Raw genomic sequence first — 22,102 nt, forward strand, 5'->3', positions numbered from 1 at the left:
CAAAGCTCCGTTCCGATTTCATCGGAATGGAAATGGCTCTAGTGATGGCAGGCGCTAGCTCCCATTCGACGGCTTCATGGCGGATTACGACCTTGCGATCATCGGCGGCGGCCTGAACGGTGTCAGCCTCGCTCGCGATGCGGCCGGCCGCGGCCTGCGGGTCATTCTGCTGGAGCAGGGCGATCTCGGCGGCGCGGCGTCATCGGCGACGCCGCGGCTGATCCATGGCGATCTGTCGGTGCTGGAACGCCGCGGTTTTTGGCGGGTGCGCCGGGCGTTGGCCGAGCGCCGGACCTGGCTTGCCATCGCGCCGCATCTGGTCCGGCCGATGCGTTTCGTGATCCCGGCCCATTCCGAGGAGCGTCCACCCTGGCTGCTGCGCGCCGGCTTGTACCTCTATGACAGCCTCACCGGTCGGAGCGGCCTGCCTGCCGCGACGACCCTCGACATCACGCATCATCCGGTCGGCAACGCGCTGAAGCGCCCGTTCGGCACGGCTTTCGAATATTCGGACTGCGTCGTCGATGATTCCCGCCTGGTGGTGCTGACGGCGCTGGACGCCGCCGAACGCGGCGCTGCGATCCGGACCGGGGCGCGCTGTGTCCGCGCCGATCGAACCGATACATGGCGCCTCGCGGTGGTCGATCGTGGCCATCGCCGCGTGATCACGGCCCGGGCGCTGGCCAATGCCAGCGGCGGCTGGACGTCGATCGTCGCAGAGACCGTGCTGCGCCAGCCGCAGCCCACCATGGCGGCCATGCAGATGAGCCAGATCATCGTGCCCAGGCTGTTCGAGTCCGACAACGTCTACGTCTTCCAGAACAGCGATGGGCGGCTGATCTTCGCGAGCCCCCTCGAACGCGATTTCACGCTGATCGGAACGGTCACCCGTGATTTCACCGGTGATCCCGCGATCGTGGCGATGCCTGGGGCCGACGTCAGCTATCTCTGCGAGGCGGCCAGCCGCTATTTCCGCGAGCGCGTCGCGCCCACCGACGTGGTGCGTGCGGTCTCCGGCGTCAACCTGACGCTGGCGTCCGTGCGGCGGCGCGACGGGACGACGCTGTTCCACGCGCGCCGGCGCAAGGCGCCGCTGATCACGATGTTCGGCGGCGACGTCACCACCGCGCGCCTGCGCGCCGAGCGGGCCGTGACGAAGCTGACGCCGTTCTATCCGATGTCGCCGCCCTGGACGGCTGGCGCAGCGTTGCCCGGCGGAGACTTTGCCTGGGATCGTTTCGACACCGAAGTCGACCTCGCCCGCGACCGCTGGCGCTTTCTGTCGGAGCCGCAGGCCCAGCGTCTGGTTGCCGCCTATGGCTCGCGATTAGCCGCAGTGCTCGGCGAGGCGAAGAGCCGTGAGGAGCTCGGTCCGGCCTTCGGTCCCGAACTGACCGGCGCCGAGGTGCGCTATCTCATGACCCACGAATGGGCGCGTTTTCCCGACGATATTCTGTGGCGGCGTTCCAAGCTCGGTCTGACGATGCCGGCGGCGGATCGCGACGCGCTGGCCGCGTTCATGGCGAGTGTGAGCTAGTGGCGTAGCCCGGATGGAGCGAAGCGCAATCCGGGAAAGTCTCACCACCGATGGACCGTCCCGGATTACGCTTGCGCTCCATCCGGGCTACGGGACTGCGGTGGAAGTTACCCCCTGAACCGGTTGAGCTGGGGACGATCGGCCGCTAGCGTGCGGCGGAATCGGGGTTGGCAGGGACCATGACGGACGAATTGCCCAAGATAGACGCCGGCGGAGATGCGCTTCCTGCGGCGGGGCAGCCGCTGCTGCGCATCGAGGGCGTCGCCAAGACCTTTGGGACGTTCCGGGCCGTCGACGGCGTGTCGCTCGACATCAAGGCCGGCGAGTTCTTCGCGCTGCTGGGCCCCAGCGGCTGTGGCAAGACCACGCTCTTGCGTATGCTCGCCGGGTTCGAAGCGCCGGACGAAGGGCGCATCTTGCTCGGCGGCCGGGACATCGCGCAGGCGCTGCCGCATGAGCGCCCGATCAACATGATGTTCCAGAACTACGCGCTATTTCCGCATCTCTCCGTGCGCGACAACATTGCGTTCGGCCTGAAGCGGGCCGGCATGGCGCGCGGCGACATCGCCACGCGCGTGGCGGAAATGATTGCGCTGGTGAAGCTCGAGGGGTTGGAGAAGCGTAAGCCCGACCAGCTCTCCGGCGGTCAGCGTCAGCGCGTGGCGCTGGCGCGTGCATTGGCGCGGCGGCCGCAGCTTCTGCTGCTCGACGAGCCCCTCGCGGCGCTCGACAAGAAGCTGCGCGAGAGCACGCAGGGCGAGCTGATGGAGCTGCAGCGCCGGCTCGGCATGACCTTCATCATCGTCACCCACGACCAGGAGGAAGCCATGACCATGGCGAGCCGGATCGGCGTGATGAAGGCCGGCAAGCTGGCCCAGGTCGCGAGCCCCCGCGAACTCTATGAAGCGCCGCGCTCGCGCTGGATCGCGGAGTTCGTCGGCGACATCAATCTGTTCGACGGCGAGTCCAAATTGCGCGACGGTCATCGTCTGATCATTGGCACGCGTGATGCGGGTGCGCTGGTGGTCGCCGAGCCGCGCGAAGGCGTCGGCGCGGGAAAATTGGCGGTCGCGATCCGCCCGGAGAAGGTCAAGCTGTCGCGTCGCGGTCCGGTGAGCGTGGCCGGTCGTGAGACGGCGATCAACAGCCTAGACGGCGTGGTCGCCGACATCTGCTATCTCGGCGGCACCACCACCTACAAGGTGAAGCTCGATGCCGGCGGAATCGTGCAGGCGTCGGTCCCCAACAGCGCGCGCCTCGACGTCGACGCCTACAGCCTGAACCAGCATGTCGTCGCCTGGTTCACGCCCGACGACTGCGTGGTGCTGCAATCATGAGCTCGCGCCGCATCTTCGCGCGGCCGGCGCGCTTTGCCGCGATCGCGCCCTATGTCTGGATGCTGCTGTTCTTCCTGGTGCCGTTCGGCTTCGTGCTCAAGATCAGCCTGTCGCAGACGGCGATCGCGCAGCCGCCCTACGAACCGGTGTTCGACCTGATGGCGGGATGGGAGGCGCTCAAGGCCGCGTTCGCCGCGCTGTCGATCGACAATTTTAGGCTGATCGCCTCCGACGACATCTACGTGTTCGCCTATGTGCGCAGCCTCACCGTCGCCGTCACCGCGACTGCGCTATTGCTCGTGATCGGCTATCCCATCGCCTATGGCATGGCGCGGTTGCCGAAGCGCTGGCAGGCGGTGGCGATGGTGCTGGTGATCGTGCCGTTCTGGACCTCGTTCCTGATCCGCATCTATGCCTGGATCAACATCCTCCAGCATGACGGCCTGCTGAACCAGATCCTGCTGGCGCTGCATCTGGTCAGCCAGCCGGTGGTGTGGCTCTCGACCGACACTGCGATGTATATCGGCATCGTCTACTCCTATCTGCCGTTCATGATCCTGCCGCTCTACGCGACGCTCGCGAAAATGGAGCCGGTGCTGGAGGAGGCGGCCTCTGATCTCGGCGCGCCGCCCTGGCAGGTGTTCTGGCTCGTCACCTTTCCGCTGTCGCTGCCCGGCGTCGGTGCCGGCGTGCTGCTGTGCTTCATCCCCATCGTGGGCGAGTTCGTGATTCCTGACCTTCTGGCCGGCTCCAATTCGCTGATGATCGGCCAGACCCTGTGGCTCGAATTCTTCACCAACAAGGACTGGCCGGTGGCCTCCGCAGCGGCGATCGTGCTGCTGGTGCTGCTGCTGGTGCCGCTGCTGCTGTACGAGCGGCTGCAGAAGCGGCAGCTGGAACAGGGGCGCTGAAGCGATGCGCAAGGTCTCCCGCCTGTCTCGCTTCAACATCGCCTCGCTCGCGCTGGGGCTTGCATTCCTCTATCTGCCGATCCTCATCCTCGTCATCTATTCCTTCAACGCCTCGCGGCTGGTGACGGTGTGGGGCGGCTGGTCGCTGCGCTGGTACCACGAGTTCTTCAACGACCGCGCCATGATCGAGGCGGCCTGGATGAGCCTGCGGGTCGCGGTCTCCTCTGCGACCATCGCCACGCTGCTCGGCACGCTCGCAGCCGTTACGCTGTCGCGCGGCGAGCGGTTTCGCGGCCGCACGCTGTTCTCGGGCATGCTCTACGCGCCGCTGGTGATGCCGGAGGTGATCACCGGATTGTCGCTGCTGCTGCTGTTCGTCGCGCTCAACGCCGAGCGCGGCTTCTGGACGGTGACGATCGCCCACACCACGCTGACGATGTGCTTCGTCGCGGTGGTCGTGCAGTCCCGCCTCGGCTCGCTCGACCGTTCGCTGGAGGAGGCGGCGATGGACCTCGGCTGCAACCCGGTTCGCGCCTTCGTCGCCGTGACGCTGCCGCTGATCGCGCCCGCGATCGTGGCGGGCTGGATGCTGGCCTTCACGCTGTCGCTCGACGATCTCGTAATCGCGAGTTTCACCACCGGCCCCGGCTCGGCGACGCTGCCGATCCGGATCTACTCGGAGGTGCGGCTTGGCGTGAAGCCCGAGATCAACGCGATCTGCACGCTGGTGATCGCCCTGATCGCGGTGGTCATCGTCATCGCCTCGCTTGCCTCGAAACTGTCGAGCTCGCAGGGCGAGAGCGCGGCGCCGCTATAGGTCCGGCTGTCATTGCGAGCGCAGCGAAGCAATCCAGACTGCCGTCGCGGAGAGATTCTGGATTGCTTCGCTACGCTCGCAATGACGAAAAGTCCCTACGACTTCACCGCGCCTGCCGTGAGCCCGCCCACCATGTAGCGGCGGAAGGCGTAGTAGACTGCGGCCGGCGGCAGCGCGTAAATGAAGCCGGTGGTCATCAACAGCTCCCAGGGCGAATCGTCGGCAGCGAGGAAGTTGCCGAGTGCGACGGGGAGGGTGATCTCGCGGTCGTTGGATAGAAGCAGGAACGCGTAGAGATATTCGTTCCAGGCGAGCAGCACCGCATAGGTGCCGATCGCGACCAGCGAGGGCATCATCAGCGGCAGGTAGACCAGGCGGAAGATCTGGAGCGTCGTGGCGCCGTCCATCACCGCGGCTTCGTCCAGCTCGACCGGCAGCTTGTCGGAGGCCTGCTTGAGCACCCAGATCGCGTAGGGGCTGGCGATCGTCACCATGGCCAGGATCAGCGACCAGTGATTGTTGAGCAGGCCGTAATTGCCCATGGTGCGGTACATCGGCACGGCGAGGAACGCGGCCGGAATGAAATAGGTGAAGAGTGCGAGGTTCAACACGCTGCGTCCGCCCGGCACCTTCAGCCGCGAGATCGAGAACGCAGCCGCGGTCGCAATGAACAGCGTTAGCACGCCGACGGAGACTGCGATCACCGTCGAGTTCCAGAACTGGATGTAGAAGTCGCGCAGGAAGTAGTGCTGCTGCTTGAACACGATCTCGAAGTTGTGGAGCGTCGGATGATCCGGCCACAGCTTGCCCGAGAACGCGTCCTCCTTCGGGGAGATCGCGAACAGGAACATGTGGTAGATCGGAATCATCGTCCACAGGAAGACGGGAATTCCGATCAGCAGCAGCCGCGCTTCGACCGCGACGTCGCGCCAGGAAAATTCGCTTACGCCGGGAAGCTTCATCGCGACAACCGTTTCATCATAAAGTACACGAGCGGCAGGACGAACGGCATCGCGCAGACGATGGAGGCCATCGCGAGCGAGAGCTGGTCGAGCCGGAGATAGCGGATACCCAGCGTCGCCAGCACGTGCGTGAGGTCAGCCGGGCCACCGCCGGTGAGCAGATAGACGCTGTTGAAATCGCCGAGCGTCCAGATCATCGAGAGCAGCGTGCAGGTGATGTAGAGCGTCTGCATCGACGGCCAGGTGATGTAGCGGAATTTCTGCCACCAGCTCGCACCATCGACCTCGGCGGCCTCGAACAGATCGTGCGCGATCGCAAGGCGTCCGGTGATCAGGATCAGCGTCCAGAACGGCAGTGACTTCCAGATGTGCACGCCGATCGCCATGCTCAGCGCCACGGTCGGGTCGTTCAGCCAGTTCGGGCCGTCGTCGCCGGTGAGGGAGAAGATGAGGTGGTTGACCACGCCCCATTCGGGATTGAACATGAAGCGCACCGACAGGATGGTCGGGATCGACGGCACCGCCCAGGGCAGGATGAAGATCACCGAGAGCCATTTGATCCAGGTGCGCTGCTGCGCGAAGAAGCCGGACAGGAACAGCGCGATCAGCATCTTGATGTTGATGCCGATGACCAGGAAGATCAGCGTGTTGACCGCGGCGCGCGCGAAGATCGGATCGTGAAACAGCGCGACATAATTCGACGGGGCCCGCGCCAGCCACAGCCCGTAGCAGACGGGATAGACAACGAAGGCGAGGAAGACGAGCAGATAGGGCGCGAGCAGCACGATGCCCCAGACCTGCGCCGGGGTCAGCCGCGACGACAAGGGCGGAGCGGGCATCGACTGATCGCCAGAGAGCGTAATCGCCATTCTTCAGGACTCTTTGAAAGGACTTCCGGCCGCACGAGGCGGCCGGTATTAGCGTTTCGCCTCTCCCCGCGCCAGCGGGGAGAGGAAGAAAGAAGATTTAGCCTGCAACCTGCTTGATGCGGACGATCAACTCGTCGACGGCCTTGTCGACCGGGACCTTTTCGCTGACGACCCGGTTCATCGCCTTGGCCCAGACGTTCTCGTTGTTGAGGATCGTGAACTTCCAGTTCTTGGTGAAGTCGAACGCGGCGGTGCCGCCGGTGAACTGGGCGTAGACCGCCTTGCGGTGCTTGTCGGCCTGCCAGAACGGGCTGGCCTGGCTTTCCTTGGTCACCGGGAACCAGCGGCCGAGCGCGCCCTCGATATAGGGGCGAACATTCTCTTCCTGGAGCAGGAAGCTGATGAACTGCTTGGCCTCGGCCTTGTTCTTGGCCGCGGTGAACACCAGCCCGGTCTTGACGTCCGAGCGGTAGCGGATGGTCGAACCATCCGGCGCCTTCGGGAAGGACGCCGTGACGATGTCCTGCTCATAGGCCTTCTTGCCGGCGTCGCGCTGCTCCTGCGTGAGAGCCTGGTTCTGCGAGTCCTCAAACCACTTCGCGGCGATCGAGATCGTGAAGTTGTGGGTCATCACGATGGTCTTGTTGTGGAAGGCGACATTGTTGTCGGGGTCCTTCCAGGTTGTGGAGGAGGGCGGCGTGCAGCCCTTGATATAGGTGTCGGTGTAATCCTTCAGCGCGCTGATCAGATTCTCGCGCACCTTGGGATCGTCGACCAGGAGCTTGCCATCGTCGTCGACCAGCTTGACGTGGTAGGCGTCCATGAAGGTGTAGAACGACTGGAAGGCGTCGGTGGATTCCACGCCCATCGGCTGGCCGACGCCGTAGATGCGCTGGCCGGTGGCTTTGCGGATACCCGGCTGGACCTTGTCGCACCAGAACGTCCAGTAGCCCGCCCAATCGGTCGGGATGTCGGCGAGCTTGAAGCCGGCCTTCTCCAGCATGTCGTTCCAGATCTCGACATGCATGCTCTGCTGCTTCAGCGGGAAGCCGTAATAGGCCTTCTTCTTGGTGACGTCGTTGTAGAGGATCGACGCGTCGAGCGTGTTCTGCACGAACCGGCCCTTGATCGGCTCCATGACGTCCGTGAGGTCCTCGAGCTTGCCCTCATAGGCCCACTTGCCCTGCGCCTGCACGTCGTAGGAATCGGAATAGGCAACATCGGGCACGGTGCCGGCATCGAGCGCGGCGACCGTCTTCGGAATCATGTCCTGGATCGCGTACTGCGACAATTCGACCTTGATGCCGGTCTTGGCTTCGAACTTCTTGATCGTCTCGATCAGCGCGTCGTCTTCGGACCGATAGAAGCCCTTGCCCCACCAGACCGTGATCGTCTTCTGCTGCGCAAAGGCGGGTGCAGTGGCCGCAAAAAGCCCAACCGCAGCGACCGCCAATGATACTGCGCCAATAACCTTGGATCTCACGTTTTTCTCCCTCAAACGGCCGGTGTTTTTAACCGGTCGTATAAAACACTAGCGCATGGCCGTCAGCCGATCTAGCGGCATCTTGTCAGACATAGGTCGTGGGGTGTGGGGCCAGCGGAGATGCTTAATCCGCGCATCGATCCAATCGCCGCATCAATTCGGCCGGATCAATTCGCGATGGTCCGGCAGCGCCGGACGATCGCCGTCCTCAGTTGGACTTCGCGTTGTCCTTGGCGTTTTCCTTGGCATTCTCCGCCGTCGGCGAATCTGCCGGCGCAGGGTGCTTCTCGCCGGTGATGCGCCGCTTCAGGAGGTCCAGGAAGGGGGACGCCGCAGGCGACTGGCGGATCAGGCTTTCGGGGTCGGGGAAGACCAGCGGATCGTCCCAGGGACCCTGCACCATGAAGGGCAACTGAAAGCCGGACGTCGTATTGAGGCTCGCCACGCCCTTCATGTCGTATTCGCGCGTCGGCACCGAGGCGGTGCCCGTCAGCGTGATCTTCGCAGCCGGCCCCTCGATGCGGATGTCCTCGGCGGTGGCGATCCCATCGGAGAATTTCACCGCGATGGTGAGGGTGTCATAAGGGGTCGAGCCGTTGCGGAAATTGCCGCCACCCGACAGCGGCCGCCGCTCCAGCCGCTTCAGGAGCTGCTCGGCGTTGAAGCCCGAGATCGCACCGTCGTGCCCGGTCACGGTGGCAGTGCCGTCGAGCGACTGCACGAGGCCGAACGGGCTGGAGCCGGAGGCCAGCAGCGAGACGTTGATGTTGCCGCGGCCGGACAGCTTGTTGAGGCCGAACAATTCGGAGGCGCAGGCCTGAAGATCGACATCGGTGAACTGGAATTGCGCCTTGACGTCGGCGACGGTGTCGGAGCGCGCGATCCCGAACGAGCCCTTGGCGATGCCGCCATAGACCTGAGCTTCGCCGACGGAGAGCGCCAGCGTGCCGTTGCGCAGATTGGCGCCGATCGCGGTGCGGCCGAGCTTCGACGACCCGACTGTCAGCCTGGCTGCCGACAGGCGCATGTCGAGGTCGGTGGTCGAAAGCCCGTTGAGATCGAACAGCTGCCTGTTCCAGTCGCGGGCGCCGCTGGCGAGCAGGCGGAAGGTCGAGATATAAGGCGTGAAGTCGAGCGCGTCGGCGGCAAGCGTCGCTTGCAGCGTCTGCCGGCCGTTATTGGCGTAGGTCATCACGCCCTCGGCGGTGTTGCCGTCGAGCTCGACATTGACGTTGGTGAGCGCGATCGAGGCGCCGACGACATTGGCGCGCGCCTTCAGCGCGAAACGGCCGAAGCCGCCGCTGCCGGGCTGCGGCTGACCGGTCCAGCGCAGCGCGTTGCGCAAGGACGGGCTGTCGATGGTGAGCGTGCCTTCCATCATCGGGCTGGTGCGGTTGGCGACGCTGCCGTCGAAGGCAAGCTTGAGCGGGGCGCTGGCGATCCGCGCCTTCAGCCCGGAGCGGTCGCCGGAGAGGGCGGCGACGAAATCGGCGAAGCTGATCGAGCCGTCGACGCGCTCGCCGCGCCAGTCGAATTGTCCGGTCGCGGCGAAGGACCGCGAGATCGAGGGCCAGGCCAGCGACAGGTCGATGTCCTCGAACTTCTCGGGGGCGTGGGTGGTGGCGTCCTCGTAATTGAGCACACCGTCCTGGATTCTGATCTCGGAGAACGACACCTGGTTGTCGGCGCCCGGCTTCATGGTGCGCGCAATGGTCTGGATGAAGGGCGTCCAGTTGCTTTCGCCATCCTGCTTCAGGCTGACATGGATGCGCGGCCGCAGCAGGGTCAGGTCGGCGATCTCGAACCGCTGCAGCAGCAGCGGCAGCAGCCGGAGATTGGCGGTGAGCACGTCGACATGGAGCGCGGGATCGCTGGTGCCGCCGCCCTTCAGGCCGACGTCATGGAAGGAAATGTAGCTCGCCGGCAGCAGCGAAATGTCGATGCTGCCTGCCACGCTGAGCTCGAGCCCGGTGACGTCGCGGATCTGCGTTTCCACCGCCTTGCGCAGCGCGTCGCGGTTGATGAGCCAGGAGGTCGCGATCAGGGCGATCAGCGCGAGGCCGAGCAGCGCCGCGATCGGCGTCCCGAGGCGCTTCATTCCTTGGGCCATGGTCAATGGCATGTCCTGATCGGGTTGGTCGCTGGAGCCAGAAGGGCGGACCGGAAACCTGCGTGCCCACGCCCAACCCCCGCAACTTGATGGGTTTTCTTGTCGCTTTCAAGGCCGCGGACGGCTCTGCCCACGGCGTGGGCAGCTTCTATCACCGGACCGCGGAACGGAGAACCCCGTATCATTGACGGCTTTGGAGGATTTCGCCTAATAATCGCCGCCAATGAGGCGCGACGCCTGCCAGCCGAAGGTTCAGTCGAGGTTTTTTGCATGAACAAGGTCTATCCCGACGCCAAGTCGGCTCTTGAGGGCGTTCTCAAGGACAACATGATGATCATGTCGGGCGGCTTCGGCCTCTGCGGCATCGCCGAGGAGCTGTCGGACGCGATCCGCGAATCCGGCGTCAAGGGCCTGACGGTCGTCTCCAACAATGCCGGCGTCGACGGCATCGGCCTCAGCCGCCTGCTCGAAACCCGCCAGATCAAGAAGATGATCTCGTCCTATGTCGGCGAGAACAAGCTGTTCGCCCAGCAATTCCTGGCCGGCGAACTGGAACTCGAATTCAATCCGCAGGGCACGCTGGCCGAGCGCATCCGCGCCGGCGGCGCCGGTATCCCGGCCTTCTACACCAAGACCGGCGTCGGCACGCTGATCGCCGAAGGCAAGGAAGTGAAGGAGTTCGACGGCGAGAAGTACCTGATGGAGCGCGGCCTGTTCGCCGACCTCGCCATCGTCCACGCCTGGAAGGGCGACACCGCCGGCAACCTGATCTACCGCAAGACCGCGCGCAACTTTAACCCGATGATGGCGACCGCCGCCAAGATCACGGTCGCCGAGGTCGAGCATCTGGTTCCGGCCGGTGAACTCAATCCCGACCACATCCACACGCCCGGCATCTTCGTGAAGCGCATCGTCGAGGTCGGTACGGCCAAGAAGCGCATCGAATTCCGCAACACCCGTCCGCGCACCGCCGCTTAAGCGTCAGGAGACTCACATGGCCTGGACCCGTGAACAGATGGCTGCGCGCGCCGCCAAGGAACTGCGCGACGGCTACTACGTCAATCTCGGCATCGGCATCCCGACGCTGGTCTCGAACTTCATCCCCGACGGGGTCGATGTCAGCCTCCAGAGCGAGAACGGCATGCTCGGCATGGGACCGTTCCCCTATGAGGACGAGGTGGATGCCGACCTCATCAATGCCGGCAAGCAGACCGTGAGCGAGCTGCCGTCGACCTCGTATTTCTCGAGCGCGGATTCCTTCGGGATGATCCGCGGTGGCCACATGGATCTGTCGATCCTCGGCGCCATGCAGGTGGCCCAGAACGGCGATCTCGCCAACTGGATGATCCCCGGCAAGATGGTCAAGGGCATGGGCGGCGCGATGGATCTCGTCGCCGGCGTCAAGCGCGTCGTCGTCGTGATGGAGCATTCGGCCAAGGACGGCTCGAAGCTGCTGAAGAAGTGCAATCTGCCGCTGACCGGCGAGCGCGTGGTCGACATGGTCGTCACCGATCTCGCCGTCTTCACCATCGACAAGCATGGCGACGGCGGTATGGCCCTGATCGAGCTCGCCGACGGCGTCTCGCTCGACGAGGTCAAGGCCAAGACCGAAGCCGAATTCCGCGTCGCGCTGAAGAATACGTAAGAGAGCAGTCTCGAATGATTGTGAAATGGCCGGGCTTCGTCCCGGCCATTTTCGTTTGAGGAGTAGCCCGGGCGGGGCGTTGTTTGACGCTCGCGCCTCCCGCATTTGACGCTGTCATGCCCCGCGAAGGCGGGGCATCCAGTACGCCGCGGCCTATCGATTCCAGCACAACCGTCTCGGAGCACTGGATTGCCCGCCTTCGCGGGCAACGACAGCAGAGGCGTGCCGCTACGACCTCGCCGCCCACACCTTGCCCCACCGCGCCGACACGCTCGCGACCCATGACGGCTCCTCGCGCACCAGGCGGAAGCCGAGATTGGCGGGCGGTACGCCCTGCGCGCAGCCGCCGGCGCGAGCGTCGCGGATGAAGTCGGTGACGTAGGCGCGGTGCGCGCCCTCGGCTCGACGCGCACGCCGCAATTCACGGTCGGGCGGCCGGCATTGCCGGCTTCGTCGATCCGCGAGCGCACGAAGCAGGTCGAGGTCCATTCCCAGACATTGCCGGCAATGTCCTCGATGCCGTGCTCGTTGGGGCCGAACTTGCCGAACGGATGGGCCGTGGTGTCGGAGAAATCGCGCTCGGATTCACGCTCGTAACGGCTGATCCAGCGCTTTGAAGGATCGTCTGCGTCCACAGGCGCGCCGTCGTCCCTGAACCGGGAGCCTGCCGCAAAGGCCCATTCCGCGTCGCTCGGCAGGCGATAGGTGTGGCCGGTCTTGCGCGACAGCCAGCCCGCATAGGCCTGCGCATCGTGCCAGCTCACCTGCACCGCGGGACGATCAGACGCAATCGCGACGCCGCGATCGAGCGCCCGGCACGCGCTATCCTGCACGCAGAGCTCATAGTCGGATGACGAGACCTGGTGCCGCATGATGTGCAGCGGCCGGTTGAAGCGCATCGCGCGCAGCGGCACTTCGGCCTGTTGCCCGGCGCGGGTGAAATCGCCGGCCTCGCGATAGGAGAGACTGCCCGGCGCGACCCTGACGATGGCAGGCTCCGTCGCCGTGCCGTGGACCGCCATGTCCGAGACCAGCGGCGCCACGGCGATCGGCCCTGCGAGCCCGGCGGCGCAGGCGAGCAGCAGTTTCAGCTTGAATGCGATCAGCATGGTCGTCCCCCGAAGAAGGAAGGGGCCGGCGATGACCGGCCCCTTGTCGCGTCTAGTTGGTGTTGGGAGCCGGTATCTCCGTGGGCGCCTTCACCTGGGTCATCAGATCGTCGTTCCACTTGCCTTCGACCTTGAAGTGCGCGGTGGCGCCGAGGTCGGCTGCCTCGATCAGATTATGCGTGACATAGGCGTAGATGCCGGGCTGCAGGAATTTGTAGAGCGCCGCTCCCGCGGAGCCGCCGCGGATGAACCAGGTCTCGAGCCCGGTCTCCGGCGCATTGGAGAATTTTCCGGTCTCCCAGACATAGTCGCCATGGCCGCCGATCAGATGCGGACGGCTGTCGCGATTGGCCTGCGAATGCACGATCAGCACGTTCTCGCCGACCTTGGCCGTCAACGCGTTCTTGCCGGTGAGCGCGCCGACCTTGCCGTTGAACACCACATGCGTGGGGATCAGCTTCTTCATCACCTCTTCGGTCTCGGTGAAGGCTTCGCCCGGCGAATCATAGGACTTGAAATTGCCCTTCTCGTCGCGCGGCACATACATGTCCTGCTCGCCGACATAGTAGACCTTGTCGTATTTCAGCGCGTGGCCCTTGCCGTCGTTCAGTCCGTCGCGCGGCAGCACCATCACCGCGCCGTTCATGCCGGAGACGACATGCCAGGGGATCATCGGGCCGCCCGGGGCGCAGTGATAGACGAACACACCGGTCCGCGTTGCCTTCCAGCGCAGCACGACCTGCTCGCCGGGATTGACCAGCGTGAGCTCGGCGCCGCCGAGCGCGCCGGTCGCGGAGTGGAAGTCGATGTTGTGCGGCATGGTGTTGGTCGCGGGATTGACCAGCGTCACCTCGACGTAGTCGCCTTCATGCACGACCATCAGCGGGCCCGGCATCGAGCCGTTGAAGGTCATGGCCTGGAAGGTGGTGCCCTTGTCGTCGATGACGACCTTCTTCTCCTCGATGTTGAGCTTGAACTCGACGATCTTGGGCCCCTGCGTCGTGGCCTGCTCGTGCGCGTGCACGAAGGGCGGGGCGACCAGCTCGACCTTCTGCCGCGGCAGCTTGAGGTCGCCGGCGGCGAACGCGGGTGTCGCGAGCATCAGGGCGGTCGCGGCGGCGCCGATCAATGCGGCTCTGCGGGTGAACATCGGAAGCATCCTTCATCTGAAAGGGTTTTGATGACGGATGCAGTCTGCGCCTGTTACGGCAAGAGTGTTTGCGCTGCGACAAGCTTTTGCCGAATTCGCCTCCGGTAAAATCCTTAGGAGGTTTGCCGAAGCGCGTATCGGCCGTGCGAAATGCACGACGTCGCGCGGCGTCAGTTGCGCCAGCGGCAAATCGTTCGCATGTTCAGCTGCGCTCGATTGTGAATCTATGGTTGTCGATCAGAGAAGCTGGATCGCAATCCAGACCGTGCCCCAGACCGCGAGCGACAGCGCGGCGAAGATGGCGGCGGTGATCGCCAGCACCCGCATGAGATGACCTGCGCCGGCAGAATGTGCCGCGGGAACGGGACGAAAATCGTCGAAGCGCGGGATATGACCGCGAACGCCGGTGAGCCAGAGAACGAGATCGAGCGCGAGCGACGCCATGGCCTATCTCCAGTGAGTCATGATTGAACGTGATCATGGCTCCGATCCGGCGCTCGGACTTTGAGCGAGCGCAAGGTGGTCCGCCCGAAAACGCGTCATCCAATGCTAACAGGGATTTGCCGCGCCACCGCGTGGCATCGATTTACGAATGGGTGAGATATGAGGACCGATCTCGCAGCGAGCTACGGCGAAGAACGTCTGCCGCGCTACACGAGCTATCCGACCGCACCGCATTTCTCGCCGGCGGTCGGCCCGGATATTTATGCCGAATGGCTCGCCGGACTCCCGGCAGGCGCCAGCGCGTCACTTTATCTGCACGTGCCGTTCTGCCGCGAGATGTGCTGGTATTGCGGCTGCCATACCCAGATCGTCCGCCGCGACGGGCTGATCGCCGCCTATCAGCGGACGCTGCGCAGCGAGATCGCGCAGGTGTCTGAAACCATCGGCCGCCGCATCAAGGTCGAGCATATCCATTTCGGTGGCGGCACGCCGACCATCATGGCGCCGGAGGCCTTTGCCGAGTTGATGGCAGCGATGCGCCATTCGTTCTTCGTGCTGCCCTCGGCCGAGATCGCGGTCGAGATCGACCCACGCACGCTGACATCAGAGATGGTGGAGGCCATGCGGCTCTCCGGCGTCAACCGCGCCAGCCTGGGCGTGCAGAGCCTCGATCCGGTCGTGCAGCGCGCGATCAATCGCGTGCAGAGCTATGAGCAGACGGCTTCCGTCGTCGATAGGCTGCATCGCGCCGGCATCAACGGGATCAACTTCGACCTCATCTATGGGCTGCCGCACCAGACCGTCGCGTCCTGTCTGGACACCGTTCGGCGCAGCCTCGAACTCGGGCCCGATCGTTTCTCGGTGTTCGGCTATGCTCACGTGCCTGATTTCAAGAAGCACCAGCGCATGATCAACGAGGCCGCGCTGCCGGACGGCCTCGCGCGTCATGATCAGGCCTGCGCGATCGCCAATGCGCTGAAGGAGGCCGGATACGTGCAGATCGGACTCGATCATTTCGCGCGACCCGACGATGCGATGGCCGTGGCCTTCGAGGAACGGACGCTGCGGCGCAATTTCCAGGGCTACACCACCGACAGAGGCGAGGTCCTGCTCGGTTTCGGCGCCAGCGCGATCGGACATCTGCCGCAGGGCTATGTGCAAAACCAGGTGCAGATCGGCGCCTACGCGCAAAGCATCGCCGCCGGTCGCCTCGCGACGGCCAAGGGCTACGGGCTCACCGACGACGACCGGCTGCGCGCCGATATCATCGAGCGCATCATGTGCGAGTTCAGCGCGGATCTCGGCGACATCTGCGCGCGCCATGGCGCGGAACCCGAAGCGATGCTGCAATCGGCCGCGCGCCTGAAGCCGTTGATCTCGGACGGCATCGTCAGGCTCGACGGCGACCGTCTTGCGGTCGCAACCGACTCGCGCTTCCTGGTCCGCAGCGTCGCCGCGGCGTTCGATGCGCATCTGGACCCGGCGAAGCAGTTGCACAGCAGGGCGGTGTAGTTCACGTCTCCCCGTAAGAACGGGGAAACGAAGAAGCAACCACCAGCTTGCGCTTCAACAAAGAAGCTCGGCCCCCCTCGGCTATCGTCACTTCGGAACGGAGTTGTCCATGCCCTTCCGATCCGACGATCTGGTCGATGACATCATGCGTGCGGCGCCGCACACGATCCGCGTGTTCCTCGCCTTCAGGATGGCTTGCGTCGGCTGTCCGATCGCGACCTTCCATACCGTGGAAGACGCCTGCCGCGAGCATGGCATCGATCGCGACAAATTCCTCGCTGCGCTGTGCGAATGCGTGCCGGCGTGAGGCAGGTCGGAGTTCGCGCGGGTCGCGCGCGGACTCCCGGGTGAGGGCGGGCTTGCGCCGTAAGCGGAAGCGCCCTCACCCCTATCTTACGCAGAATTGCCGTCCGCCGTACGCTCCGCCAGCACGACGATCTTGTGCGGATCGCGCAGGATGATGCGCTGGCGGCCGCTCTCGACGAGGCCTTGGCTCTCCCAGCCGCTCAGGATGCGGCTGACGGTGTGCAGCGTGGTGCCGGTCATCTGCGCGATGTCCTGGCGGCTGATCGGGAAGTCGATCTCGATGCCGTGGTCGAGCTTCCTGCCGGACTGTTTTGCGAGCCGCAGCAGCGCATGCGCGACGCGCTGCTCGACCTGCTGGGTCGACATTTCCAGGATGCGGGTGTGGCTCTCCTGCAGTCGCGCGCCGACAGTCTGGAGCGTGTTGGCGGCGATTGCCGGAAATCGCTCGATCAGCCGCGGCCACGCCGAATTCGGCCAGATCAGCACCACGCTGTCGTCGACCGCCATCGCGGTCGCCGGATAGTGCGCCGCTCCGATCGCCATCGCGAGCCCGAAGGTCTCGCCGGGGGCGACATAGCGCACCACGATCTGCTCGCCGGTCGGGGTGGTTTTGGCCGCGCGGACGTGGCCGTGCAGCAGCAGGAAGAACGATTGCGCGTCGGCGCCCTGTTCGAAAATGGCGCTGTTCCTGGGATAGCGCGCCGAGCGGGCCTCGCGCAGGATTTCCTCGAGGTCCTCCGGCTTGACGCCTGAAAACAGCGGCAAATGCGCAACCAGCGATGTGTCGACCTTGGCCATTCTGCCTCCTTGGCATCAGGGAGTGTGATGGCACCTGTATTCGTCAGGCAGTTTGCGATAGCGCAAAACGGGCCGGCCGGACGGCAGTATTTTTCCAAATGACGATCCAAGTGACCGTCCGAATTCACAGGAGTTGCTCCCATGGCTGGCGCCCGATCCCGTAACTTTGAGGGCTGGCCGCTGTTTGCGAACAGCTTTCGGCCGTTTTTCCTGCTCGCCGCGATCCAGGCGGGGCTGTCGATCCTGGCGTGGCTGCCGATGTTCTACGGCGACTTGTCGGTGAGTTCGGCCTTCGCGCCGCGCGACTGGCACGTCCACGAAATGCTCTATGGCTTCCTGCCGGCGGTGATCACGGGATTCCTGTTCACGGCGATCCCGAACTGGACCGGGCGGCTGCCGATCCAGGGGACGTCGCTGGGCGCGCTGCTGGTCGTCTGGCTTGCCGGACGCGCCGCGGTGACTGTGTCCGCCGATATCGGTTGGGCGTTCGCGCTCGTCGTCGATGCCGCCTTCCTGGCATTGGTCGTTGCCGCGGCCACGCGCGAAATCATCGCGGGCGGCAATTGGCGCAATCTGCCGGTGGTGGTGCTCGTGCTGGTGCTGCTCGCCGGTAACGTCGCCTTCCATCTCGAAGCGCACTTCGAGGGCGCGGCCGATGTCAGCATCCGCGTCGGCATCGGCGTGGTCGTGCTGCTGATCTCGCTGATCGGAGGCCGCATCATCCCGAGCTTCACCCGCAACTGGCTGGTCAAGTTCAATCCCGGCCGCCTGCCGGTGACGTTCGGGCGTTTTGACGGCGCGGTGGTCGGATTGAGCGCGCTCGCGCTGATCGCATGGATCGTGGCGCCGCTGAACACGGTCACCGGCGTGGTGATGGCGCTCGTCGGTGTGCTCCATCTGGTGCGGTTCGCGCGCTGGGCCGGCGACCGCACGTCGCGCGAACCGCTGCTGCTGATCCTGCATGTCGGGTACGTCTTCGTGCCGCTCGGTTTTCTCCTCAACGCCCTGGCCGGCTTCGGCCTGCTGCCGCCGAGCGCGGGCATTCACGCCTGGATGACGGGGGCTGCCGGAATCATGACACTTGCGGTGATGACGCGCGCGAGCCTTGGCCATACCGGGCAGGCGCTGACGGCGTCACTCGCCACCCAGGGCATCTATGTCGCGATCATCATCGCGGCACTGGCGCGGGTGGCTGCTGTTGCGTTGCCGGCGCAAAGCGATGTGCTGCTGCATATTGCGGCCTGCGGCTGGATCGTCGCGTTCCTCGGCTTTGCCGTCGCATTCGGACCGCTGCTCGCCGGAAATCCGCGGCGCGCCCTTGCCATCATGGGCGTGCCCGCTCCGGCACGCTGAGCCTAGGCCGCGGACGCCGAGGGAACGCCGACGGGCTTGGCCAGTGGCCGCACGCCCTTGCGCCATGCAGTGATGGTGCAGCCGAAGCGGCCGCGGAACCAGCGCGCCATCGCGCTCTGCGCGGAGAAGCCGAGCTGCGCGGCGACATCGGCCAGCGGCCGGCCGGGGTCGTCGATCAGCTGGATCACGAGATCGGCGCGCTGCGCGTCGAGGATGGCAGAAAAGCTGGTGCCTGATGCGGCGAGGTGCCGATGGATGGTGCGGCGGGTGCAGGCGAGATGCTCGGCCACGCGCTCGACCGTGCAGTCGCCGCTTGCGAGCAGGATGCGTACCACCTCGTCGACCTTCCCCTCCCAGCTTGCCGGCCGCGTCTCGATCGCCTCGATCCGTTTGCGCAGATAGCTCGCGATCAGCGGATGCGCGCTCGGGATCCGCCGCTCCATGTCATGCGCCGACAACAGGATCGCATCGTCATCGGCATTGAAGGTGACGCGGCAACCGAAGAAGTCGCGGTAGCGCTTGCGGTCGTGCGGTGGCGGATAATGCAGATGTACCTCGAGCGGCCGCCAATCGCTGCTGAACAGCGACTGGATGATGCGGTGGACGCTGCCGAGCGCCATGTCGATCGACTGGCGCGGCGCGGTCGGCTGCCGGCCGCGCAGATGCAGTGTGACCGTCACGGTCTGCTTGTCGCGCGTGACCTCAAGCTTCATGCCGTCGTGATGAACGTGGATGAAGCGCGAGAACGCTTCGATGGCCTCACTGACGGTCGCCTGTTCACGCACGATCAGGCCGACCGCGCCGAAATTGGTCAGCCCGCCGCGCTCGGCGAGCCGCAAGCCGAAATCTTCGGCACCCGACGCCTCTGCCGACAATTCGAGCAGCCGGCGCAGGCTGGTCACGGCAATGGGGGTATCGGGCTTGTCGAGCACGGCCAGCGGCAGCCTGACCTTGCGCATCATCTGTTTCGGGTCGAGTCCGACCGACCGGGCGACATCCGGGTAGTAGCTCAAGCCTGCGCTGCGAATGAGGTCGGTCATGCGACCCGTTCCTGCCAGCCATTCCCGCAGATGTCCCGAAATGTAAAGTTTCTGTCCCGATCCGTCAAATCCGGGAACAGGATGGAACATACATAAGGGAAACCGAAGCACGGGCGTGAATGCCGTGCGTATGACGACGCGGCGCGACGAAGCCCCGCTGCCGTCTCGGGCCATTTGACCAAGACATTGCTGGATCGGGATGATGCCGGGAAACTTGCTTTCCAAGGGTGAGGTATTCGTCATTGAAACTGACGCGACCTCCCGCGAACAACTTTCAATGGCGCTTCAACAGAGCGCCTATGACGTGATCTGCTTTGCCGACGGCGCGTCGCTGCTCTCGGAAGCCAAGGCGCGGATGCCGGCCTGCGTGCTGCTGGAGATGCCGCCGGATCGTTCCGCCCTCGACGTGCTCAAGCGCCTGCGCGAGGAGAACTGCATGGCGCCGGTTCTGGTAACCTCGGCGAACGGCAGCATCGCCATGGCTGTCGACGCGATCAAGAGCGGCGCGGCCGACTTCATCGAGAAGCCGTTCCGCACCCGCGACATCGTCGACCGGATCGATGCCGCCATCGACGAGTTCGCGCAGCCGGGTTCAAACCGGCAACGCTGGCTGCCCGGCTGCGAGCCCCTGACCGGGCGCGAAGGCGATGTGCTCGAGCACCTTGCTGCCGGCCTGACCAACAAGGAGATCGCCCGGCGCATGCATCTGAGCGCGCGCACGGTCGAAGGCTATCGCGCCGGCATCCTGAAGAAGGCAGGCGCCCGGAACGTGACTGATCTGCTCCGCCGCATCTTCGGCCAGGGGTCGCCCATCCAGGTCTAAGGATCTGAGTTTAACGGCTTCGCCACGGGACGACGACACGTTCCGCGGCCTTGGTGCCGCCGCGGCGACGCCCCACGGAAACCTCAATCGAACCAGTTCCTTCGCTGCCGCGTCCAACCATGTTGGCGAGGCATTTGATCGCACGCGTCCGGCTGGCGGCGCGGCGATAAGGCAGGAGGGACTTTATGCGCATCACCGCAAGATGTTTGGCAACGACGAGCCTGGTTCTGGTGACCATGGCGGCCGCGTCGCCATCATGGGCCGCCGATGTGGACGCCACATCGGCCATCGACACCGTCACCGTCTATCCCGATGGCGCCACCGTCACCCGTATCATCGCGCTGGACCTCGCCTCCGGCGACAGCACGCTGGTGGCCAAGGACTTTCCGCTTTCGCTCGATCCATCCTCCCTCCGGGTCGAGGGCGAGGCGGGCGCCAAACTCACCATCGGGACCATCGACGCGCGGCCGCCGCGCGCGGCGCCTCCCATCAACTTGCCCGAGCTCGACAAGCGCATCGAAGCGTTGAAGGATCAGCGCGCCGATCTGCAAGGCGACATCGATGCGGCCAACGCCCGGCGCAAATTCGCGCAGCACTTTGCGGAGGCTTCTCCCGCCGGCCTTGGCGAGAAGGGCGAGGCTCGGCCGATCACCGAATGGCGTGCGGCCTTTGCCGCGGTCGCCGAGGAGATCGCGACCGCCGACACCGCGATCCGCGACGCCACGCGAAAGCAGCGCGAGATCGATCGGCAGCTCGCGCAACTTGAAGCGGAGCGTTCCGCCAAGCCGCCGAGCAAGCTCGAGGTTCGCATCGATGTCGCCTCCGCCGCCGCGACGAAGGCGACGTTGCGGGTGACTTATGCAGTCCGCAATGCGCGCTGGCTGCCGCTGTATGACGCCCGGCTCGACACCGGTGCCAAGGATCGCAAGCCGCAGCTCGAGCTGGTTCGCCGCGCCGAGGTTACGCAGTCGACCGGCGAAGACTGGTCGAATGTCAGCCTCGGTGTTTCCACCGTTCGCGTCAGCCGCGGCGGTAGCGCGCCGGAGCTGAATTCGCTGGTCGTGAGGTATCCGCAACTGCCGAAGCCGCTGGCATTGGGCACGGCGTCGGACATGGCGATGCCCGCGCAGCCGATGACGCGGCAGGCGCAATCTCCGGCGATGGCGAAAGCGGCGGAGCCCGAGCTGCGTGAGCGCGCGGACGAGCAGCAGGCCAACGCCGAGATCGGCGATTTCCAGGCCGTGTATCAGATCAGCGGCCGCGTCAGTCTCGGCGCTAATGAGGGCGCCAAGAGCCTGCTCATCTCCTCCATGACGGTGACGCCTGACCTCGCCATCCGCGCCGCCCCGGTCATGGATCCCACCGCTTACCTCGAGGCGTCATTCAAGCTTGCCGAGGATACCAATCTGCTGCCCGGCAAGGTCGCGATCTTCCGCGACGGCACGTTCGTCGGTCGCAGTAAATTCTCGACCGGCGCGCGGAACGACGCGATCCGGCTCGGCTTCGGTGCCGACGACAAGATCAAGATCGAGCGCACCGTCATCAGGCAGAACGAAGGCACGGCCGGCGTGATCGCGTCATCCAAGACCGACACGCGTTCGTTCCGCACCGTCGTTCGTAACGGGCACGACTTCCCGATCCGCATCGCGATCGAGGATCAGCTTCCGGTCAGCGAGAGCGAGGATATTGGCGTCGAGATGCTGTCCTCGACCACGCCGCCCACGACCACCAATCTGCGCGACAAGCGCGGCGTGCTGGAATGGGCGTTCGACGGAAAACCCGGCGAGATCAAGGAGATCAAGTTCGCCTGGCGCATCCGCTGGCCCAAGGACAAGGGCATCGTCATGGCGCCGGCGGGTTAGGAGCCTGAGGCGTGATGCCTTCTTACCTCGCCGC

Annotated in this window: 19 protein-coding genes and 1 pseudogene; 11 read left to right on the forward strand and 9 right to left on the reverse strand. The window is 65.0% G+C overall.

Annotation, left to right across the window (positions count from 1 at the left end; genetic code table 11):
- Positions 1-76 precede the first annotated feature (76 nt).
- From OWC48_RS33710 to OWC48_RS33725, 4 genes are all read left to right on the forward strand, one after another.
- A complete protein-coding gene (locus tag OWC48_RS33710) occupies positions 77-1,537 on the forward strand; it encodes a glycerol-3-phosphate dehydrogenase (protein ID WP_282523836.1) in 1,461 nt (486 codons plus the stop codon).
- Positions 1,538-1,716: 179 nt separating this feature from the next.
- Complete coding sequence (locus OWC48_RS33715; RefSeq protein ID WP_282523837.1) at positions 1,717-2,874, forward strand: ABC transporter ATP-binding protein; 1,158 nt, start codon at positions 1,717-1,719, stop codon at positions 2,872-2,874.
- Positions 2,871-3,785 (forward strand): ABC transporter permease, encoded by a 915-nt coding sequence (locus OWC48_RS33720; RefSeq protein ID WP_282523838.1) that lies wholly within the window; start codon positions 2,871-2,873, stop codon positions 3,783-3,785. The genes OWC48_RS33715 and OWC48_RS33720 overlap by 4 nt, the downstream gene beginning before the upstream one ends.
- A 4-nt stretch (positions 3,786-3,789) precedes the next feature.
- A complete protein-coding gene (locus OWC48_RS33725) occupies positions 3,790-4,602 on the forward strand; it encodes an ABC transporter permease (RefSeq protein WP_028161035.1) in 813 nt (270 codons plus the stop codon).
- Between the two features lie 95 nt (positions 4,603-4,697).
- Here the strand turns inward: OWC48_RS33725 and OWC48_RS33730 are convergent, their stop codons facing one another.
- The 4 genes from OWC48_RS33730 to OWC48_RS33745 form a co-directional block, all read right to left on the reverse strand.
- The gene (locus OWC48_RS33730) at positions 4,698-5,564 is read right to left on the reverse strand and encodes a carbohydrate ABC transporter permease (RefSeq protein WP_282523839.1); all 867 of its coding nucleotides are present in this window, start codon (positions 5,562-5,564) and stop codon (positions 4,698-4,700) included.
- Positions 5,561-6,433, reverse strand: a complete 873-nt coding sequence (locus tag OWC48_RS33735; RefSeq protein ID WP_063981138.1) for a carbohydrate ABC transporter permease — start codon at positions 6,431-6,433, stop codon at positions 5,561-5,563. Before OWC48_RS33735 ends, OWC48_RS33730 begins: the two co-directional genes overlap by 4 nt.
- A 97-nt stretch (positions 6,434-6,530) precedes the next feature.
- On the reverse strand, positions 6,531-7,916 hold the full coding sequence (locus tag OWC48_RS33740) for an ABC transporter substrate-binding protein (RefSeq protein WP_071909773.1): 1,386 nt from the start codon (positions 7,914-7,916) through the stop codon (positions 6,531-6,533).
- A 208-nt stretch (positions 7,917-8,124) separates the two neighbouring features.
- Complete coding sequence (locus OWC48_RS33745) at positions 8,125-10,026, reverse strand: AsmA family protein (RefSeq protein WP_282523875.1); 1,902 nt, start codon at positions 10,024-10,026, stop codon at positions 8,125-8,127.
- A 270-nt stretch (positions 10,027-10,296) separates the two neighbouring features.
- On the opposite strand from OWC48_RS33745, the gene OWC48_RS33750 reads away from it, so the two are divergent.
- Together OWC48_RS33750 and OWC48_RS33755 are read left to right on the forward strand one after the other, a co-directional pair.
- Positions 10,297-11,004, forward strand: coding sequence for a CoA transferase subunit A (locus OWC48_RS33750; protein ID WP_028151658.1), 708 nt, complete (start codon positions 10,297-10,299; stop codon positions 11,002-11,004).
- Positions 11,005-11,020: 16 nt separating this feature from the next.
- Entirely contained in the window at positions 11,021-11,671 is a 651-nt protein-coding gene (locus tag OWC48_RS33755; RefSeq protein ID WP_011089829.1) for a 3-oxoacid CoA-transferase subunit B, read from the forward strand.
- Positions 11,672-11,899: 228 nt separating this feature from the next.
- Here OWC48_RS33755 and OWC48_RS33760 read toward each other — a convergent pair.
- The 3 genes and pseudogenes from OWC48_RS33760 to OWC48_RS33770 form a co-directional block, all read right to left on the reverse strand.
- A pseudogene (locus tag OWC48_RS33760) lies at positions 11,900-12,780 on the reverse strand (formylglycine-generating enzyme family protein).
- Positions 12,781-12,832: 52 nt separating this feature from the next.
- Positions 12,833-13,930, reverse strand: a complete 1,098-nt coding sequence (nirK, locus tag OWC48_RS33765; protein WP_282523840.1) for a copper-containing nitrite reductase — start codon at positions 13,928-13,930, stop codon at positions 12,833-12,835.
- Positions 13,931-14,167: 237 nt separating this feature from the next.
- On the reverse strand, positions 14,168-14,374 hold the full coding sequence (locus OWC48_RS33770; protein ID WP_282523841.1) for a hypothetical protein: 207 nt from the start codon (positions 14,372-14,374) through the stop codon (positions 14,168-14,170).
- Between the two features lie 159 nt (positions 14,375-14,533).
- On the opposite strand from OWC48_RS33770, the gene hemN reads away from it, so the two are divergent.
- Entirely contained in the window at positions 14,534-15,886 is a 1,353-nt protein-coding gene (hemN, locus tag OWC48_RS33775; RefSeq protein WP_282523842.1) for an oxygen-independent coproporphyrinogen III oxidase, read from the forward strand.
- A 109-nt stretch (positions 15,887-15,995) separates the two neighbouring features.
- On the forward strand, positions 15,996-16,193 hold the full coding sequence (locus tag OWC48_RS33780) for a DUF1858 domain-containing protein (RefSeq protein WP_014492467.1): 198 nt from the start codon (positions 15,996-15,998) through the stop codon (positions 16,191-16,193).
- A gap of 86 nt (positions 16,194-16,279) precedes the next feature.
- Here OWC48_RS33780 and OWC48_RS33785 read toward each other — a convergent pair whose 3' ends face one another.
- Complete coding sequence (locus OWC48_RS33785; protein WP_282523843.1) at positions 16,280-16,990, reverse strand: Crp/Fnr family transcriptional regulator; 711 nt, start codon at positions 16,988-16,990, stop codon at positions 16,280-16,282.
- Between the two features lie 141 nt (positions 16,991-17,131).
- Between OWC48_RS33785 and OWC48_RS33790 the strand changes: the two genes are divergently transcribed.
- Positions 17,132-18,343: an NnrS family protein gene (locus OWC48_RS33790; protein WP_282523844.1), complete on the forward strand. Its 1,212-nt coding sequence runs from the start codon at positions 17,132-17,134 to the stop codon at positions 18,341-18,343.
- Between the two features lie 2 nt (positions 18,344-18,345).
- Here OWC48_RS33790 and OWC48_RS33795 read toward each other — a convergent pair whose 3' ends face one another.
- Positions 18,346-19,383, reverse strand: a complete 1,038-nt coding sequence (locus OWC48_RS33795) for an AraC family transcriptional regulator (RefSeq protein WP_282523845.1) — start codon at positions 19,381-19,383, stop codon at positions 18,346-18,348.
- A gap of 202 nt (positions 19,384-19,585) precedes the next feature.
- On the opposite strand from OWC48_RS33795, the gene OWC48_RS33800 reads away from it, so the two are divergent.
- Positions 19,586-20,206: a response regulator transcription factor gene (locus OWC48_RS33800; RefSeq protein WP_282523846.1), complete on the forward strand. Its 621-nt coding sequence runs from the start codon at positions 19,586-19,588 to the stop codon at positions 20,204-20,206.
- A 185-nt stretch (positions 20,207-20,391) separates the two neighbouring features.
- Entirely contained in the window at positions 20,392-22,068 is a 1,677-nt protein-coding gene (locus OWC48_RS33805; RefSeq protein WP_282523847.1) for a mucoidy inhibitor MuiA family protein, read from the forward strand.
- The last annotated feature ends 34 nt before the right edge of the window (positions 22,069-22,102 follow it).

Origin of the sequence: Bradyrhizobium sp. Arg816 (assembly GCF_029989365.1) — a bacterium.
Lineage (GTDB): Bacteria > Pseudomonadota > Alphaproteobacteria > Rhizobiales > Xanthobacteraceae > Bradyrhizobium.

Excerpts from the sequence above, each read along its gene's own strand:
- OWC48_RS33710 (WP_282523836.1), top strand. The coding sequence starts at position 77 with ATGGCGGATTACGACCTTGCGATCATCGGCGGCGGCCTGAACGGTGTC.
- OWC48_RS33715 (WP_282523837.1), top strand. The coding sequence starts at position 1,717 with ATGACGGACGAATTGCCCAAGATAGACGCCGGCGGAGATGCGCTTCCT.
- OWC48_RS33720 (WP_282523838.1), top strand. The coding sequence starts at position 2,871 with ATGAGCTCGCGCCGCATCTTCGCGCGGCCGGCGCGCTTTGCCGCGATC.
- OWC48_RS33725 (WP_028161035.1), top strand. The coding sequence starts at position 3,790 with ATGCGCAAGGTCTCCCGCCTGTCTCGCTTCAACATCGCCTCGCTCGCG.
- OWC48_RS33730 (WP_282523839.1), bottom strand. The coding sequence starts at position 5,564 with ATGAAGCTTCCCGGCGTAAGCGAATTTTCCTGGCGCGACGTCGCGGTC.
- OWC48_RS33735 (WP_063981138.1), bottom strand. The coding sequence starts at position 6,433 with ATGGCGATTACGCTCTCTGGCGATCAGTCGATGCCCGCTCCGCCCTTG.
- OWC48_RS33745 (WP_282523875.1), bottom strand. The coding sequence starts at position 10,026 with ATGGCCCAAGGAATGAAGCGCCTCGGGACGCCGATCGCGGCGCTGCTC.
- OWC48_RS33750 (WP_028151658.1), top strand. The coding sequence starts at position 10,297 with ATGAACAAGGTCTATCCCGACGCCAAGTCGGCTCTTGAGGGCGTTCTC.
- OWC48_RS33755 (WP_011089829.1), top strand. The coding sequence starts at position 11,021 with ATGGCCTGGACCCGTGAACAGATGGCTGCGCGCGCCGCCAAGGAACTG.
- nirK (WP_282523840.1), bottom strand. The coding sequence starts at position 13,930 with ATGTTCACCCGCAGAGCCGCATTGATCGGCGCCGCCGCGACCGCCCTG.
- OWC48_RS33770 (WP_282523841.1), bottom strand. The coding sequence starts at position 14,374 with ATGGCGTCGCTCGCGCTCGATCTCGTTCTCTGGCTCACCGGCGTTCGC.
- hemN (WP_282523842.1), top strand. The coding sequence starts at position 14,534 with ATGAGGACCGATCTCGCAGCGAGCTACGGCGAAGAACGTCTGCCGCGC.
- OWC48_RS33780 (WP_014492467.1), top strand. The coding sequence starts at position 15,996 with ATGCCCTTCCGATCCGACGATCTGGTCGATGACATCATGCGTGCGGCG.
- OWC48_RS33785 (WP_282523843.1), bottom strand. The coding sequence starts at position 16,990 with ATGGCCAAGGTCGACACATCGCTGGTTGCGCATTTGCCGCTGTTTTCA.
- OWC48_RS33790 (WP_282523844.1), top strand. The coding sequence starts at position 17,132 with ATGGCTGGCGCCCGATCCCGTAACTTTGAGGGCTGGCCGCTGTTTGCG.
- OWC48_RS33795 (WP_282523845.1), bottom strand. The coding sequence starts at position 19,383 with ATGACCGACCTCATTCGCAGCGCAGGCTTGAGCTACTACCCGGATGTC.
- OWC48_RS33800 (WP_282523846.1), top strand. The coding sequence starts at position 19,586 with ATGCCGGGAAACTTGCTTTCCAAGGGTGAGGTATTCGTCATTGAAACT.
- OWC48_RS33805 (WP_282523847.1), top strand. The coding sequence starts at position 20,392 with ATGCGCATCACCGCAAGATGTTTGGCAACGACGAGCCTGGTTCTGGTG.